The organism is Sulfurospirillum arcachonense DSM 9755 (genome assembly GCF_000597725.1).
In the GTDB taxonomy this organism is placed as follows: Bacteria; Campylobacterota; Campylobacteria; order Campylobacterales; family Sulfurospirillaceae; genus Sulfurospirillum_A; species Sulfurospirillum_A arcachonense.
Genome location: NZ_JFBL01000017.1, coordinates 40070 through 58149, shown reverse-complemented (window position 1 = coordinate 58149; position 18080 = coordinate 40070). Strand labels below are relative to the sequence as shown.

Genomic DNA, 18080 nt, shown 5'->3' with positions numbered 1-18080 from the left:
GGTAATCCATCGCCATTCATATCCATCAATGCACTATATACACCTGAAGTATTACTTCCTGTTATATAATCATTTGTATACGTACCTTCTCCATTTGGTAGCCAGAGTTCCATTGGAGCATAGTTTAAGTCTTCTTTCTCTTCCCATATAAAATCAACAGGCTCTAAACACTCTTTCATAGAGCACTCTTGTAGTGATGTTATTCTTGATTGTTCGTTATTGTATTCATAAAAAAGTTTATAAGAAGATACTTCCTCTTCATCTGTTTTTACTGAAATCTCTTTTAATCTTTTGTTTATATTTGCTTTTACACTTCTTGAATAGATTGTTTTTTTATCAAGTCGGTCTTCATATATAAAGTCTATTTTGTTATTTGCATATGATATTTGGGAGATAAATTGTTCATCATTTGTATCTGCATACTTAAAATATATCTTATTGTCATACCTATCTGCTATTTGGTTTATTTTATAAAAGGCATTTCCATCTTTTGAATCTTGGGTATTTCCATACTCATATATAAGTCCATCTTTTGAGTAAACTATCCAAAAATCGTCTTTTTTTATAATCTTTTTTTGAGAATTTATCTCTGTTCTATACTCACTTCCATTACTACCATAGATATTTGAATCATCTACCAAAAGAAGCTTTTGTCCATCTAAACAGTAATTAAAACTTCGAGAGCTATCTTGTTTTTCACTAAAAAGAGTTTCGTTGCATTTTGTTATCGAGGACAATCCAGCAAGAGAAAATCCAACACCCAAAAGTGAGTTCATGTTTGAAGAAGAGTTGTAGTTTATCCCTACAGATGGTTTTAATCCTGCAATTCCTTTTGGGGTGATGATTTCAAGGTCATAGGTTAAACTACCACTTGATACATCAACACTCCCTTTTGTAGCACCTACTATAGATGCGTAAAGTGAAGTGTTTAAAAGAACTGATAATAAAATGACACCAAATATTTTTAGTAATCTCATGTTAGTTTGTTTTTTCACTTATATTGTTTATAGTTTTTTTAACCTGTTCAATCTGTAATTGAAGCTTTTTTATATCTGCTTCTTCTTTTTGAGTTAATTTTACTTTTTTATTTGCATCTGTTTTATGAAACTTTTGCAACATTTTTTCTGTTTTTTCTAACTCCTGATTAAGTTTCCCTAATGTCTCATCTGTTTTTTTAGTATCTATCTTTTTAGGAGCATAGTTTAACTGCTCCTTTGTGATTTGATTCTCTGGAACAGAACTATCTTTTGTTAACAGTGAATAGCCTAGGTAGGCTATTACTGTTATGAGTGAGATTATGATTATTTTTATTATGTTGTTCATTTTATTTCCTCATATTACTTTTTATAAAATCTTAACTTTAATTAAAAAGAAGTAAAATTTCTATATTTCCAGACAAGTTTTGTTCTTGTAGCAGACATTGTTGCGCTCCTTGTTGAAGCTGAGTTAATATCGTATAAAACATTAAATGATAAAAAATTACTATATCCCATATTGTTGATGCAGCTTTTTTGCGATGAGCTTGCACTACTCCAATTAGAATTTCTTTCATTTGAATGCCACCTATCACTCCAGTTTGCATAAAAATAACATGTTTCACCCGTAGAATTCTTTTTTATAGAGGAACCATTAGATACTGCTTTTTTTATAATTACATAAAAGCTTTCTGTATATGACTCATTTACTTGCCTTTGACATCTTTTGTTGCTAAAATCTGTACTCCACGCTTCTGAAATTGGTAATGTAACACAAGGGTTATCTTCCATATTATTTGTTCTAGTTCCTGTAGTAGCATAAAACCACTGCTTAAAACTAGTATCAGATGCATATGCTAAACCCGTAGTTGTGTAGTTTGCTTGTGTTCCAAGTTGTTTGGTGATAGCAGTTAGGTTATGTGTTAGAGTAGGAAGGTTTCCTCTATCTCCTTTAGTGAAAATAAACGTTGCACTTATCTGTCCATCTCCAGTTGCGTTATCAGTCCAAAAGTCTTGAGTGCCATTAACTATATGGGTATATTCAGTTCCACCAATTGCTACTTTAACACTATTTGGTGCATCTGCCCAGTCTGTAGCTTCAGTATAACTTGCAAGTGCCAATGCATTGTTTACAAAGACTGCATTTTCACAACTGTCACTTGTTGGTAGGTTTACTATACCCTCTTCTACAAAAGCTTCAGGCAGATTTACATTTGCTTTTGTTATAAAAACTCCATCCTCTCTTTTATAACAACTGTTTCCTTTGTTGTCTGCTGTTTTTAAATATGTTTGATTATTAAATAGTGCTAGATTTGGAGAGTCGGTATACATCTGTGCTATTGAGCTTACTGGTGTTGCATCTGTTAAGTTGTTTTTATGCTTACCGGTTGAGACGTAGTTAAAAGAGTACATGCCATCTACTAAAGCTCCGCTATAATATGAGTTTGATGAGTTTCCATTACATGTATCTGCTGTACAGTCATTGTTTAGAAGATAGTAAGTAAATGAAGAGTTTAGAGTTGTAAAACTATCTCTGCCTGCTGGATTATTTGCTACTTGAATAGTATCAGCACTCCATACATTTCCAGTTTTAATAAACTCTTTATTTCCTATAGATGATAAAACTGCCGTTATCTTACTTCCTTCAGTTGCATCATTGTATATTGTAACCATATCTATTAGGGTATATGTACCTACAAACTCCCCACCTAGTTGCCATGTTTGCTCAGCTGTACATGTATATGCATTTTTTTGACCATTTTGAAGGTCTACAAAACCTTTGTCTTTGTAAAAACAAGGGAGTGTATTGAGTTGTTCAAGAGAGTTTGCCTTGATGATTCCTTCAGAGTCTATTGAACCAGTTGAGCCCATACTGTCCCACTCACCATTGTTATAAACGTATATATCAAGTGCTCCGGATTCATTTGGATGGTACCAGATTTTACTAGTATCTGTTGGGCTCTCTTCTCCTATATAAATATTTGAAAAAGAACTTAAAGAGTTTATTTTTCTACTCATCTCTATGTTATATAGTGGTTTAGCATCTGTTATATCTAAAAAGTTTTTATTCCAGTTTTCTAGTGTAGCATCCATATATGTTGTAGGATTTGCATAGATAAAAAGTTTGTCACTTAAACTTTTCCCTACGATTGGGTCGTACATGTAACCACCCATATCTATCAATCCAAAATCATAGTTATGCTCAAAACCTCTATAACCTATACTTGTAATATCTTTTGAAGGTACAAAAGTTTGTGCCCAAGAGACATCGCTTGGTTCACCAAATGGTCTATAGTTTATGTTTCTTTCTAGTATCGCTGCTTCATTTGTTATAGAATCTAGTGAGCCAAATAAATCTTTATGCAAATAATAGTTACTTGGAACAATCAACCCTCCTATATCATCCTCTACATGTATAGCTACAAGAACACCTTTTACATAGATAAGGTTTTTATATGTTGTATTTGCAGCTTTGAGATTGTACATAAAGCTTTTATTTATCTTGTATGATGATGTTGCATTTTCATCATTGATAGTAATTGTTTTTTTATAGCTTTGCCCATCTTTTGAATACAGAGTTTCTACTTTTGATGAATCATTTTCTATAAGATTTGGTTTGTTTAAACCTATAAGAGTATTGTCAGTAGTTTTTGTAAAAGTATTGTTATTTACATCATATGTATAGCTACTTTGACTTGGGTCTATATAAGAGTAAACTAGATTTACATAAAAACTCTCTCCAACATTTGAAGCACTAATAAGTCTGTTTGTTGCATCATATTTATATGTTTGTGTGAAGTCTTGTTTTACATCGTATTTAGTGATGATGTTATTGTTTTTATCGTATGCGTATTGGATATCTCTTATATCGTTGTTTCCATAGTAACCTGTTGTGATTCTTAGAAGATTGCCACTCGCACTATCGTACTCTTTTTTCGTTACTAATCCATTTCCATAGATTGCATTTATAACTCTTCCTAGTGGATCTTCGTCTATGATTTTATAAAAGTACTTAAACTCACTATTGTCAAACATACCTAAATATGAGTTATCTTGAAGTGAACCATTTCCTTTTTTAAGATCTGTATATTTTACCAAGTAGTTTGATGCTAGTTGGTAAAAATTATTTGCATATGCGATTATCTCATTTGATTGATTTTTATAATACGTCACCAAATCTTGGTCTATATTTAAGTCATCCTCTAAAAGAGATGGTGTTGTGATAATACCTTCTAAAAGTGCGCTTGACTTATCTACGTATATCGTTGCTAGACTAGCATATTGTTTTGCTTGGTCTTTCATAGTTTCATTTAACCACTTAAAATTATCTTCATCGCTTGAGTTTGTAAGCTGTGCTAAGAGTTGATTTTCTCTTATACTTTTATAGTTTGCAAGTACACTTTCATACTCACTAACACTTTTTTGAAGTAGTACTATAGTTTCACCAAGTAAAGTTGCTACTTCATTGAGTTGTTCATGTATAGAAGGATCAATCGTAGCGTATTTTGGAGCCAAGGTTTCATAGACTACTTTTTTAAGAGAGTAGTAGTTGACCTTTGCTTTTAGTTCAATATACTCCGTATATAAAGTATACTCATTTGCTAGGTTTGAAGCTACTAAGTCTTGTAAATCTGTTGCGCTAAGTTCAGAAGAGTTTTTCTTTGGCGATTTGACTGCACTTAGGTATCCATACTCATTGTACTCATTGATACTCTCAAATCCATCAGGGCTGATTGTTTTATCTAACTTTCCATTTGCTAAGTACGTGTATTGTGTTGTAAATGTTTTATTTTCTATAAGCTCTTTGTTTGCTTTTAGTCTTCCTAGTTCATCATAGAAATACTCTTTTTTATACTCTGCTGATTTAGTATAAGCAAGTTTACCTATGCCGTAGTTTGCTCTATCGTATACATTGTATGTTATATCTTGATTTGCATTAGAAAGTACCTCTTTTTTTACAATTCTATTTAATGCATCATAGCTAATATTAGTCGTCTTCCCATTGGTATCAACTGTTTTTATGAGGTTTCCTAAAACATCATATGTATATGTTATAGTATCTACTTTTCCATCTTCACGTACCACTTCAACTCTGTTATCTGGATACGTTATACTTATCGTACCATCTTCATTGTATACATAAGATGTAACTGCTCTTTGCTCGTCAACTGCAGGTTTGTCTACGATTGTGATTCTATTTTGTAAATCATATGTAAGATTGATAAAGTATGCTTTCTCTCCTTTAAAATAAGGAAGAGAATATGAAGCGATTCTTCCTCTTTCATCATAAAGTATATCTTCAAGTATATATCTGCCGTTAAATCCTATCTTTACAGTTTGGATTTTTTTGTTATAGACATCGTAGTATTTTATGACTTCAGGATTTAGAGTTGAAGTTATACTTACTTTATATGCTGCATTTTCTATCAAATCATCTGTAGAGTATACGTACGAGATTGTGTTGCCATCTGGTTTAGTCTCTTGTGTAACTCTGTTTTGTTCATCATAAGTCCAAGTTGTAGTTAAATCATTTGCATCTGTAAGAGCTAATAAGTTTCCATTTGCATCGTATACTTTTGTAATAATATGACCTAGTGGATTTATCTCTTTTTTACTAAAAGTTTCATTTATCTCTTTGTATTCGTACTTTGTAACTCTTGGTTCAATGTTTGTTCCGGTTATCGTTTCTCTTAGAATCTTTCCTTGGTCATTATAATTATATGTTTTTAAAAGATACTCTGTTAAGGTTTTAGCTCCTGTTGCACTTGTGATGCTTGCAAGCAAATCACCATCATAACTCACATCATAATATGAAGTTAAACCCTCTTTGTTGGTTGTAATGATTTGAGATAGATTTTGTTTATCTACTTCTATGTTGTATAAAAAAGTTACTTCTGAATCTGCAATAGGGATGTTGATGTTGTTTGATGCATCTTTTATACTTATTAGTCTATATACTTTCTCACCTGCAATGGTTATTGCTTCTTCTTCTGTAGTATAACTCCCTCCACCATCTGCGTTTGTGTCGAATTCTACTAAGGCTATATAGTTAATGCCACTTGTATTTACATTATCATTACCAGAGGATAATGTAAATCCTTCATTAGAAATAGTAAAATAGTCATACCCAGCATATTCAGCTTCTGCGTTTTCTAGGTGAATTAAAGAGTCATTTCCTACACCAAATCCTCTTTGATTATCAAATACAAACCAAGGGTTAACATTGAGACCTTTTATGATAATTCTAGCTGGTTTTTTAGCTACTCCATCTATATCTTTAGTTTCTATAAAATTGCCAGCTGTACCTGTTCCAGTATATTCTACTATAGCCCAAGTTTTGGATTTAGCTTTGCCGTACATAACAAAAGTTTGATTTAGTGTATTCTGACCAATTGAGCTCCCAACCATAGTTAAATCAGAAGTAGAACCACTAGGAAATAATGTAGAGGAGTTATTCTTAGCATTAGTTAAATCTAATAATAAATAATCTCCAGCTATATCGTTATATTTAACATCCCAATTTGTTACTGTTGTCAAATTTTTAACAATAGCTATATCCAACTTAGCACCAACACTATGTGGTATTTCATGTCCAGCTACTCCGCTTCCTTGATATAGTATCATAGTATCTTTTGTTATTGGATTATATGCTTCTATATATCTCTTCCCTTGATTAGTTAATCCCCATTTGATGTGAGTGTATAGTGTTTGATAGAGGATATAGGTCTTTGTACTTCCAGTAATATTTGGATTAGTTCCAAGTGAAACTCCATTAGAGTTATACCCACTTAATGTTGTTAAATTTGAGCCTTCAGCGCTTGATACATCAGTATAAACATATCTACCAGCACCGAATAGTCCATTAAAAGTAAAATTATTTGAAACAGCACTTCTACCTTTAATATGCACCTTACTGGTATTAACTTCTATCTCACCACTTTCGACTATATCTCCAGCATCATTTTTCACTACACCATCGCCAGTAGCTCTATCATGCCAGTAGCCACTACCGTTATTAGGTTTTGTGAAGTCTACACTGCTTATGCCTGTAACTATATCTTGACTCGTTCCATTTCCAGTATATGTGACAGCAGCAAAAGTCAGTTTAGTTATTGTATTAGTAGAAGTCGCACTTGAGTAGCTAAATGTAAGTCCATTTTGATTTGTAAGTTCCCAAATAGTCTTATTTCCAACTGCTTTTGAAGTTATACTTGTGTATTTAGAGCTCTTTGTTCTGTACTGGACTTCATCTCCACCATAAGTATCTAAAAAGTTTTTTCTTGTTATCTTTTCACCATCTATACAAAGAGAGTTTACACTGTATATATCTTGTGTGTTATTACATGGTTGTAAAACATGCATCTTTGTTTGTGATGCAAATACGTTTATTGAGAGTATCAATAAAACTAAAACTATGCCCTTAGAACTTAAAGCTTTTATCATTTTCTAACCCTTATTGTGTGCTTGAACTTATGTTTTCAATTGTTTTTTTTACGTCTTCGATTTGTTTTTTTAACTTTGTAACTTCTTCTTGTACTTCTTGATCTGGTACTATTTTTGGTTTTTCATCTTCTGATTGTTTTACATCTTCTTTGCTTGTTTTGTTAATCGGAGTTAATGAAGATGATGTTGTGGTAGAAGATAAAGTTGTTTGTTGCTGTAAAGTATCTTCAGTTTGTATTTTTTCTTCTTTTTCAATATTATATATTGGTTCTTGTTTGTTTGATTCATTTTTATATAAAGTGTTATTTAATGTTTTATTTTTCTCTTTTTTTGTATTTTCAAAGTCTAAATTTACTAGTTTATCTATTTCATGATTACTTATAATAGTATTTGGATTGTTGATGTTATGAGACTTTAACATCTTTTGAGTTTGTGCAAGCATCTTTTTTAAATCTATTAAATTTTGTTTTAAAGTGGCTTTTTCTAAGGTTTTATGTGGATTGTCCAATATAACTGCGTTGGTCTTTTTAGTACTCTTTTGAGACATATCGTCACTGTCTTGATAGAGCAAAAAACTCAACACTCCTACTATCAGTAGTAATATTGTGATAGTAAGAATATTTTTCTTATGCAACTTAAGCCTTATTATTAAAAAATATATTTAAAAAATAGCAGTCTATTATATAATAACTTATAAGATAATTAAATCTTATTGCATATTCAAGTTCATAGAAAAGATAGGAAGTAACATCGCTGTTACTATGATTCCTATGATAATACCTACAAAAAGTATCAGTACAGGTTCGAGTAAAGAGAGCATAAGATTTATCTTGTCATCGTTCTCTTGATTGTACAATTCTGAGAGATTTTGAAGGATATCTTTCATCTGGCTTGTCTCTTCACCTAAAGCGATAGCTTGTATAAAAGATTTATCGATGTTATAGTTTTGTTTTGAAAGAGCATTGGATAGTTTTTTACCTTTTACAAGCTCATCTGAAGCTTTTTGAAAAGTAGTGGCTATGAGTCTGTTTTTGATAGTATTAGATGAGAGTTTTACAGCTTGAACAAAAGTTACTCCAGAGTTTATGAGAACTGAGACTATATATGAAAATTTTGCTAATTCTGAAGTTTGAATTATCTGCCCAAATAGTGGAAGCTTTAAAAGAAACGTATCAACTTGGTAAGTAAATTTAGTTATATGTTTATACATGTACGAAAATATAAATAAAACTGTAAAAAAAACAATCAAGATACCCACCCAGTTTTCATTGACTATATCTCCTAAAGAGACAACAAAAGTGGTGATTTTTGGTAGTTCTTGGTCTAACTGATCAAACATCGTTGTGATTTTTGGTACCACAACACTTAACATAAAACCAACCATAAAAAAAGAAACCATAATAATAAAAAGAGGATAAGCCATAGCACTGGTAATCTTGCCTTTTATCTTTTCTTGGTTTTTTAAAAAAATGGACATCTCTTTTAAAACGACTCCAAGTGTTCCTGACTCTTCTGCTACTTTAACAGACTGTTTAAAAAAACTTGGCAGTGTATATATACTTTGATTTTCTAAAGTATTATAAAAACTATTTCCTTCTTCCAATGAATTTTCTATCGAATCAAAAAAAACTACCATTTTTTTGTCATCTTGGTGCTGTTGTTTTTCTAGTTTTACAGCATAGACTATTGAAGAAACACCAGATTTTAGATAGATAGATAAGTTTCTGCATATAGATGATAGTTTTTTAGCTGGTAACTCTTTTGTAAAAAAGTTTTTTTTAAAAATTGGTTTTATTTCTTGAAGACTACTATAGATGATACCTTGGTTTTTTAATTTTACTTTGACTTCATTTAGGTCGTAGGCTTCTAGGTTTCCTTTTACTTTTGAACCTTCTTTGTTTAAACCTTTATATTTAAAAAGCATTTAGTCTCTCATCCCTACTCTAAGACCCTCTTGCAAACTTGTTGTCCCATCTTTTACCAAAACTTCAATTTTTGAAGAGAGTAAAACTAAACCTTTTTTTTGCATAGCTTCACGTATTTCAAAATCTTTCATGCCCTCTTTTAACATACTTTTGACATCATCATCTATTAAAAACAGTTCTCCAACAGCAACTCTTCCAGCATATCCAGTAAAATTACAATGAGAACATCCTGTCGCAGTAAAGAACTCTCCATCTTCTTTTTTACAGTGTACACAAAGTTTTCTTACTAATCTTTGGGCTAAAACTCCAAGAAGACTTGAGCTGATTAGAAACTCTTCTATACCCATATCTACAAGTCTAGTTATAGCTGCTGTTGTATTGTTTGTGTGAAGAGTAGAGAGCATTAGATGCCCTGTAAGTGCCGATTGGATAGCTATCTTAGCAGTTTCACTATCTCTAATTTCTCCTACCATAATAACATCAGGGTCTTGTCTTAAAATAGAACGTAAACCAGAAGAAAATGTAAGTCCTGATTTAGTATTGACTTGAATCTGATTTATATCGTTGGTTTTATACTCTACTGGGTCTTCTACTGTGATTATGTTTTTTTCTGGTGTTGCTATTGTTTTTAAAAAAGAGTGTAGTGTTGTTGACTTACCACTTCCTGTAGGACCCGTAACTAAAATCATGCCATATGAATGAGATAAGAGTGCTCTAAAACTTTGGGTTAAATCTTCATCAAATCCAAGTTCTTCTAAAGTAGGTATTTTTGAAGAATCCATGAGCATCCTCATAACCACTCTTTCTCCATAATAAGTAGGAAGTACAGAAACTCTTATATCTAAACTTTTCTTTGCAATCTTTACTATGGTTCTACCATCTTGGGGTACTCTTTTTTCTGAAATATCTAAGTTTGAGATAACTTTTATACGGTTGACAATAAGATTGATAATATGTTTATCTAAATCTACATGTTTAACAAGAACTCCATCGATCCTAAAACGTACAATTCCTCTATCATCATGAGTTTCTATGTGTATATCTGAAGCATTTTTCTTGATTGCTTGGTAAAAAAGTGAATTAACAAACTTGATGATTGGTGCTGATTCTTCATTTGTGAGTATATCTGAACTAGTTTTTAAAAACTCAGATAAAGACAAATCATCTTCTAAAAAATCTTCTTTTTCGTCTTCACTAAAAGAACTATTTAAATCATTGTCCTTTTTATGTTCTAAATACCTATGAAAAAGCCTCTCATAAGAGTCTTCATCTAAAAAAGCTACCTCTACATGTAAAGATAATTTTGCAAGATAGTTCAACCCCTCCGCTAAATAATTTTCATCCAATATAGCATATGCTTTTTCTTCAATACAAGTCAATAAAAGATGATTTTTGACCAATAATTCTGAGTTTATGTTTTCAATAAAATCTGGATATAGGTTTAGATTTTCAAATGTATTTATATTTTTAATTTTCATTTTTAATTATATTCTCTGTAAAATCATTTTCTATCTTATTTAACTTTGCCAAAATCTCTCTCAAAGATGATAAATCTGAACTTTTATCTACTATATATGGAGTCAAAATAATAACAAGATTTGTTTTATCATTTGTATCTTCGTCATGTCTAAAGGCATAACCCAAAAGAGGAATATCCCCAAGTAATGGAACTTTTGAAATAGTTTTACTACGCTTATCACGAACAAGACCACCTATGATAATACTTTCACCATTTTTAACTATCGCAGTTGTGGCTACATCTCTTTTTGTAGTAGTTGGCATACCTTGTTCACTTCCTGGCAAAATATCTTCTAGTGTCACTTTTATATCTAAAAGTACTTTATTGTCATTTGAAATACGAGGTTTTACTTTTAGAGTCAAACCTATATCTTCTCTAGTATATGTGTTTTTTGTTACATCTGTTGTTGTAGCACCCACACTACCTTCAGAGATGATTGATTCTGTTCTACCAACGTATATTGAAGATTCTAAGTTGTTGACACAAAGTAGTGATGGTTCAGAAAGAACATTTGCCGCTCCGTTTGAGTTTAGTAAAGATATACTAGCTCCTAGTGCTAAACCCTTTGAAAGAGAGGGTTTATCTAACTCAAAACCATCCAAACTTAAAGGGATAGCAGGACCACCAAGACTTGCACTAAAAGTATATAATCCAGAAACATTTGCAAGTCCTCCAGCAACTCCGTATTTTGCACCGATTTTACTTGATTTGTCATCGCTTATCTCTACTATTTTTGCACTTACATAAACTTGTTGCCTTGGCATATCTAATGCATTGATGAGCATAGTTATCTCTTTTAGCTCCTCACTAGAAGCATAAACAATAAGGGTATTTGTCTCTTCATCCGCTGTAAAAGTTGGTTTTTTTAAATCTTGTTTTATTTTTTTATTATCTGCAACTGGTTTGTTTGAAATGATAGTTTTCAAAGTTTCTGCTACAATTTTTGCATCAGAATTTTTTAAATTTATAATTTTGAGATATCTCTCAGATACAGCATCTTTTTTGTCTAATGTCTTTACATGTAAAAGTAATTCATCTATGATTTTTTGTTTTGAAACAAGTATAAGAGTATTGGTTCCCTCATCTGCAAAAAGATCTACTTTTTGACTTTGCATTTTTTGGTTGTATATACTGTTTGCAATATTTTTTATCTTTGGCATTACTGAAGTAACTTTTGAATTTTGAAGAGTATAAAACGCTATATCCATCTTTTTTTGTGAATCTAGTTTTTTGATAAGAGTTCGTATGCTTTTTAAGTTTTTTGGATAGTCTGTTATGACTAAACTATTGGCTTCTTGTGAAACAGCAACTTTTCCATACTTACTTAGTAAAAAATTGACTTGCTTGAACATTTGAGCCGCTGATAAATTTTGGATACCTATGATATCTGTTTGAATCTGATTTAGATTACTCTGCCCTTTAAAAGGTGGTGACTCTTTGAGTGCGTCACTACTTCTAACTATTTGTAAATAGCCACTTCTACTGTCTACTAGGGTATAACCTTTATTTTTTAAAACACTGATTAGCAAATCATATATTTGAGATTTTTTTATAGGTTTTACAGATATAAAGTTTACTTTACCCGTAATCTTAGATGTCAATAGTATATTTTTATCGCTTATTTTTGATACCATTTTTACAAACTCATTGATTTGTAAATCTTTAAAATTTATCTCTACTTTATCTTGACTGGCACATAAAAAACTAACAAATATAACCAAAAAACTAATCAATCTCATACACTATCTCCTTCATCTTTCCATCTCTTTGTAAACCTATCTTCAAAGCACTACTATTCTTCAAGTTATTATAATAAGGCATTAAACTTATTGTTCCTGTTATGTTTTTATCATTTATCGTTTTTATAATGTCTTCTTTTTTTAAACTCATCGTATCAAACAAAGAACCTTTTCTAAGAAAAGTTATCTTGAGTCCTTCAAAACTATTGTCTTGTATAATCTCTCTTATGCGTATATCTTTGACTACTTCTTTAGGATTTTTTATATATTTTTGAAAATCTTCTTTTTTTATATTTATATACTTTTCATCATTGCTTTCGTCTTTATATATCTTCATACTATTTTTTTGCGATTTATCTTCTTGCATACTTAGTGTTATGTTTTTACCCTGCTGCATAAAAACAGCTGCATTTGAGTGTACTTCTATAAGTTTTGCACCTTTGTACTCTTCCTCAAGGTTTATAAAAGATACTTTTTTATTTTCCTCTACCACTATAAACTTTTTACCACTTTCTATGTAACAAGCTTTTAGGTGCATGTTTTTAAAGCTTTTAACTCTTCTTACTGTGTTCGATCTAAAACTACCTTTTTTATAAAACTTTGGAAGATTATATATATGTAGAGTATTTGTTTTCTTTACATGTAAAGGCTCATATGTATTTGTATCCAAAAAAAAAGCTCCCACAGATAAAAAAAGTTTTGCTACTACAACTGGTGCAAAAATCCACCAAAAAAGAGAGATAAGTTTTGAATTAGTAAGTAAATTCATACTTTGACCCCTCTGTATCTTTTTTGAAATATCGTTTTAGTAAACTATTTTTGAAAAACTTCTCTTTTGAAAGCACAAAACCATTTTTATTTATTAGATTTATCTCGCCATCAAAAGGCTTGTTTTCTAACTCCCCATGAAGTTTTATCTTTGTAGGATTTAAAAGAGTATAACTCACCTTCAACCTATCTACATGTATATTTTTAAAAAGTGTTAGATTTACTAAATCTATTTTGTTATAAAGTAAATAAAGGTTTATATCTACTTTGTTTGCTTTTACTTCTACATGATTTTTTCTCAGGTTTTGTTGAAGATGTTTCCAGATAACATCCTGAGGAAAAAGCACTACAATCCAAACTAATACTAAAAGAGTAAAGTAAAGTGTTTTTTTCATAAAACCACCTCTACATGTAAAAGAACTTTTTTATTTACTTTTTCTATTTTTAACTCTTTTATATTTAACTGAGAATTTAGTAAAAGTCTTCCCAATCTTTCTAAACTTGGCTTACTTAAATTTTCATAAGTAAGTTTTTGGCTACCTTTGCTTTTTATCTGTTTTGTTGGTTTTATCTGCCTTGTAATTTGAAGTAGTTTTCTTTTATCTGTATTGTGGTTTCCCCATTTTTTTTGCAAACGGATAAGCTCACTTGATCTGTTTTTAAACTCTTTAAAACTCTCCATACTTTTTTCATAACTCAAACTTGTCTTATAAAGATAGATAGCCCCAACTACAAATGTTACTGAAAAAAACAAAATTATATTTCTTTTTATAGAATCATTCACAGTTGAATCTCCACAACTAGACTTTTGTTCTCATTTTTACTTTTTAAAATAGTCAATTTTTTTGATATATATTTTTTTAGTATCTCTTCTCTTTGTTTACTCTCTAATGAAACGGAAAATACAATCACATTGTTTTTAAAATATACAGAGTCAAAAAGCTCATCTTTTAAAAAATGAAATTTGTTTATATACAAAATAGCATCTCTAAAACCTAATTGATTTTTTTCTATGAAAGATAACTCTTCTTTCATACTTGTTATCTGAAATGAAGTACTAGGGAGATTGTGTTTTTTTATAAACGTATTTTTTTGATTTTCTAAAAATTTTTTATCTTTATAGAGTTTGATGGTATCGAGCAAAACAACTAAATTTAAAATCAAAACAAACCATATCATGAGATTAAAATACTCTAAAGAGTTCTTTTTGCTTTTTGAGTGATATATATAATTTTTAGAGAGAGTTTTGTCTTCGAGTAACTCTTCTACATGTAAAGCATCCTCTAAATCCAAAAGCTTACTAGCAGAGTAAACAATAACACCTTTACATGTAGCAAGTCCAAACTCTTCATCTACTTTTGCATTTATTTGTAAAAACTCACTTTGGAGCGTATATATGTTTGCTACAAAATCCATATCAATACCAAGCTGTATCAGCTCATCTTGTATCAGTTTTATATCGTATGCAACTAAAATATACTCATTTGGTGCAACTTTGAAAACCTTGTATTCATAATCACCACTAGGAAGAAAACCATCAAAAATAGACTCTGCCATCTTTTTTACTTCATAAGCAAACTTTACATTTAAAGTGACTTTTTTTACCCAATAAAACTCTGGAGACAACAGTAAGTCTGACATCTGCGTCAATTTTTTAGAAAAGTTTTTTGTTATAAGAAAACTAGGTTTTTTTGATTTAGTTAACAAAGTCAATACTACCTGCCTCTTTTGTTTTTATATCATACATAAAAGATACTTTACTCACTTTTTTTTCCAGCTCATACTCTATAGTCGCTAAAACATAATAGCTACTTTGATTACTAAATGCTTGTAGATTATACTGCTGTGCAAACTTTTTTGCTGTTGGAGTATTTATCTCTTCACAACTTGTCAAACTTTCGTTACTTTGTAATAGTATCTTTATAAGCTCTTCGCTCATCCTATCACAATCTATAGTGCTTTTTGCTAAAGGACCAAAGTAGACAAGCTCTTCCCAAGGAACATTTAGTATGTTTTTATCTCCTGACTTTTCTGCATAATAGTTTATCAAAATATCAAAATGTTCTTTGCTCATTATTCGTCCATTTGAAAACTTTATATCTTCTTGGTTTATCTCACTCATAGCACCTCGTGAAATGCTATCTTCATCTATCGTATCTAACACTAAGTTGGTAAAAAAAGTTGCATCAAGTACATTGTACTCTTCACAAACACTTTTTAAAAAAGTACTTATAGAAGTGTCGATTTTATCTTTTAAAAGCAAAGAGTTTATGTTAACTTTGTTACTTAAAGACTCAAGCTCTACAGACAAACGAAGTTTTGTTTTTTTATCAAACGTAGAAGGAATACCCAAAAGAAAAGTAGTTAAATCTTCACTGTTTGTTAAACTTTTCGCGCGCTCATCGAGTATGGTCTTTATATCTTTATATAAGATAAAATCTTGGCTTTTACTCTTTATATCTTCTATACTTTCAAATGTATTATTTGATATAGAAAACATATACGCCATAAGCGCTGCTAAAATAGCTATAAAACCTATAGTAATGAGTAATGCTATGCCTTTTTTCATACTTCTTATTAATAACCCTTGATTTTTAATATTAAAAGTATTAAGTATACAAAAAATGTACTTAAATTATAAAATAGATTATTAAAATATATATTTTTTACTTTGGTTAAAGTATCTTGCCACCTTTAATTTTAAGGCTAATTTATATAAATTCTAAATAATTAAGTAAACTGTCACCGGAACTTAAAAGATAATAGCACTCTGGTTTTTTAACTCTACTCTTTCTATCTCTTCAAAGCTTTTATTTGATAGAGAAAAGACATAGGCTATCAAAGCTGTAAACACTGCAATAAAGCCTATGCTGATAAGTAAAGCTATACCTTTTTTCATAAATCTTTTCAAAAACCTTTTACATGTAAATAAAGCTTAAAGTATACATAATATTTACTTAATGTAAAAAGTTATTATTAATTCTAATGTGGGTCTATTCCATTATTAATTCCAAGACGTACAAATAAGGCAATTACTTCATTTCGAGATAATGGAGTCGTTGTAGTAATTGAGCTATGCGGATAGATGCCATCTCTATCCCAAGCAACTTCTTCTGAAAGCTCCTCAATTATCATTGAATGATAGTATCGTCCATTTTCATATATTGATTTAACCAAACCAAGTATATTATTTCTTGATTGAAGAATAGTTAATCCTTCAAGATAACTAATTTGTCCTCTATGAGTATCAAAGCGCGGAGAATATACATGTCCTAGGTCATAACTATACCATGTCCAATAAATCATAGAATCATATGTACTTTTAGGTGCTACAATATATCTATATACCAACAATGGCCTAGTACCTGCATATTTTTTAAATACAAAATCTTTTAAAGTAAATATTGTTTCATTTGTTTCAATTAGTTTATATACTTCATGTTCTTTCTGACCTTCCCAGCTATCTACTATACTTTTACCATCACAACTAGCTATTACCCACTCACCTGATTCTAATTGATACAGTGAACCTTCTAAATTAAATGGATATACACCTTCTACTGTTTCATTCGTTTCATTGTTTTTAACAGTTACTCTCCAATCTTTTGTATTTATATTTTGATGAAAAATAACTTCAAACAATGATGGGTCTTTGCATTCGATAACTTCTTCTATATACTCTACTGGATTAGTTCCTTCGAGTTTATAAAACTGATTTTCTTTTTGTCCTTCCCAAAAATCTAAAATTTGTGTTCCACCATATCCACCTTTTACATAAGTGTTATATGGATTTTCTACAAAATAAAGTTTTTTAGCTGGGTCAAATGGATAAACTTCTGTATCAACTGTAACGCTTGGATCAAATCTATGTTCTACTTTTATACGATAATCTTTTGTACCATAGTTCAACTCTTCTTTTGTTTGCCATTGGGATATAGTTTTATCCAATATAGGTAAAAGGATATTTAAATCGGCAATTAGTTTATTATATGGTTCTTCTTGCTCTAAATAAGCTGAAATAAACTCATGCCCCATATCACCCGTAACATTTCCTGGCAAGCTTCCAGGGATAGGATTGATAACAGGATCACCAAACAGAGTAATATAGCTATTATTTGTTGCATTTACTTTTTCAGCAGGAGTTGCTACTTGAATATTTGCAAAATACTCTTGATATTCCTTTGGAGTTATAGAGTTATACACTCTATTTGCAAATAAATTTCCTTGTGAGTGAGATATTAACAATACTCTATGAGATTTAGAAAAACTTGTATCATAATATTTTTCTAACATTTCATCTACATTTGCCTGCTCAACATCTGCATAAAATGGCATACTCACCATCAATGCCCCTGTTGCTTTTGCAGAAAGTATCAAATTCCCTCCCGTTAAAGCATAAATAACGGTAAAAAAGTCTAAATTATTTACTTGACCAGCTTCTTTTAACTGATAATAAGTTTCTAATACATCAGCCATTGCTCCTCTCTCCCAATTATATGAGAGATATACTTTACCATACTTTTTTTCTAGTTTTTCATCACCTTTTATAATATCCATTTTGATACGATTTTCTAAAGCATCTCTACTTAAACGTGCTGCCTCTGGACTATTCCAAACTCCATTTCCAAAGTATATATCTGTTTTATACTCATCTATTTGAGCAAAAAGTGAAACTGTAGTTATAAGTAATAATAAAATAATTTTATTCATT

General features: G+C 30.5%; 14 protein-coding genes. All 14 read right to left on the bottom strand.

Annotated elements, in window-relative coordinates:
• Positions 1–977 (bottom strand): hypothetical protein (locus tag K354_RS14350; RefSeq protein ID WP_217994607.1); only part of this gene is annotated, 977 nt, incomplete at its 3' end.
• Between the two features lies 1 nt (position 978).
• The gene (locus K354_RS0112035) at positions 979–1323 is read right to left on the bottom strand and encodes a hypothetical protein (protein WP_024955750.1); all 345 of its coding nucleotides are present in this window, start codon (positions 1321–1323) and stop codon (positions 979–981) included.
• A gap of 41 nt (positions 1324–1364) precedes the next feature.
• On the bottom strand, positions 1365–7418 hold the full coding sequence (locus tag K354_RS0112030) for an RHS repeat domain-containing protein (RefSeq protein ID WP_024955749.1): 6054 nt from the start codon (positions 7416–7418) through the stop codon (positions 1365–1367).
• Positions 7419–7428: 10 nt separating this feature from the next.
• Positions 7429–7989 (bottom strand): hypothetical protein, encoded by a 561-nt coding sequence (locus K354_RS0112025; RefSeq protein WP_024955748.1) that lies wholly within the window; start codon positions 7987–7989, stop codon positions 7429–7431.
• Between the two features lie 138 nt (positions 7990–8127).
• Complete coding sequence (locus tag K354_RS0112020) at positions 8128–9342, bottom strand: type II secretion system F family protein (protein WP_024955747.1); 1215 nt, start codon at positions 9340–9342, stop codon at positions 8128–8130.
• The gene (locus K354_RS0112015; RefSeq protein WP_037940770.1) at positions 9343–10821 is read right to left on the bottom strand and encodes a GspE/PulE family protein; all 1479 of its coding nucleotides are present in this window, start codon (positions 10819–10821) and stop codon (positions 9343–9345) included. It abuts the gene before it with no gap.
• Positions 10811–12601, bottom strand: a complete 1791-nt coding sequence (gene gspD / locus K354_RS0112010) for a type II secretion system secretin GspD (protein WP_024955745.1) — start codon at positions 12599–12601, stop codon at positions 10811–10813. Before gspD ends, K354_RS0112015 begins: the two co-directional genes overlap by 11 nt.
• Positions 12588–13370 carry a hypothetical protein gene (locus K354_RS0112005; protein ID WP_024955744.1) on the bottom strand — a complete coding sequence of 261 codons (783 nt, stop codon included), beginning with the start codon at positions 13368–13370 and terminating at the stop codon, positions 12588–12590. The genes gspD and K354_RS0112005 overlap by 14 nt, the downstream gene beginning before the upstream one ends.
• Positions 13354–13764 (bottom strand): hypothetical protein, encoded by a 411-nt coding sequence (locus tag K354_RS0112000; protein WP_024955743.1) that lies wholly within the window; start codon positions 13762–13764, stop codon positions 13354–13356. Before K354_RS0112000 ends, K354_RS0112005 begins: the two co-directional genes overlap by 17 nt.
• Positions 13761–14153 (bottom strand): hypothetical protein, encoded by a 393-nt coding sequence (locus tag K354_RS0111995; RefSeq protein ID WP_024955742.1) that lies wholly within the window; start codon positions 14151–14153, stop codon positions 13761–13763. Before K354_RS0111995 ends, K354_RS0112000 begins: the two co-directional genes overlap by 4 nt.
• Positions 14150–15082 carry a hypothetical protein gene (locus K354_RS0111990; RefSeq protein ID WP_024955741.1) on the bottom strand — a complete coding sequence of 311 codons (933 nt, stop codon included), beginning with the start codon at positions 15080–15082 and terminating at the stop codon, positions 14150–14152. Before K354_RS0111990 ends, K354_RS0111995 begins: the two co-directional genes overlap by 4 nt.
• The gene (locus K354_RS0111985) at positions 15066–15938 is read right to left on the bottom strand and encodes a hypothetical protein (RefSeq protein ID WP_024955740.1); all 873 of its coding nucleotides are present in this window, start codon (positions 15936–15938) and stop codon (positions 15066–15068) included. The genes K354_RS0111990 and K354_RS0111985 overlap by 17 nt, the downstream gene beginning before the upstream one ends.
• Before the next feature lie 183 nt (positions 15939–16121).
• Positions 16122–16268, bottom strand: a complete 147-nt coding sequence (locus K354_RS15045) for a hypothetical protein (RefSeq protein WP_156928237.1) — start codon at positions 16266–16268, stop codon at positions 16122–16124.
• An 83-nt stretch (positions 16269–16351) separates the two neighbouring features.
• Positions 16352–18079 (bottom strand): hypothetical protein, encoded by a 1728-nt coding sequence (locus tag K354_RS0111975; protein WP_024955739.1) that lies wholly within the window; start codon positions 18077–18079, stop codon positions 16352–16354.
• Between the last annotated feature and the right edge of the window lies 1 nt (position 18080).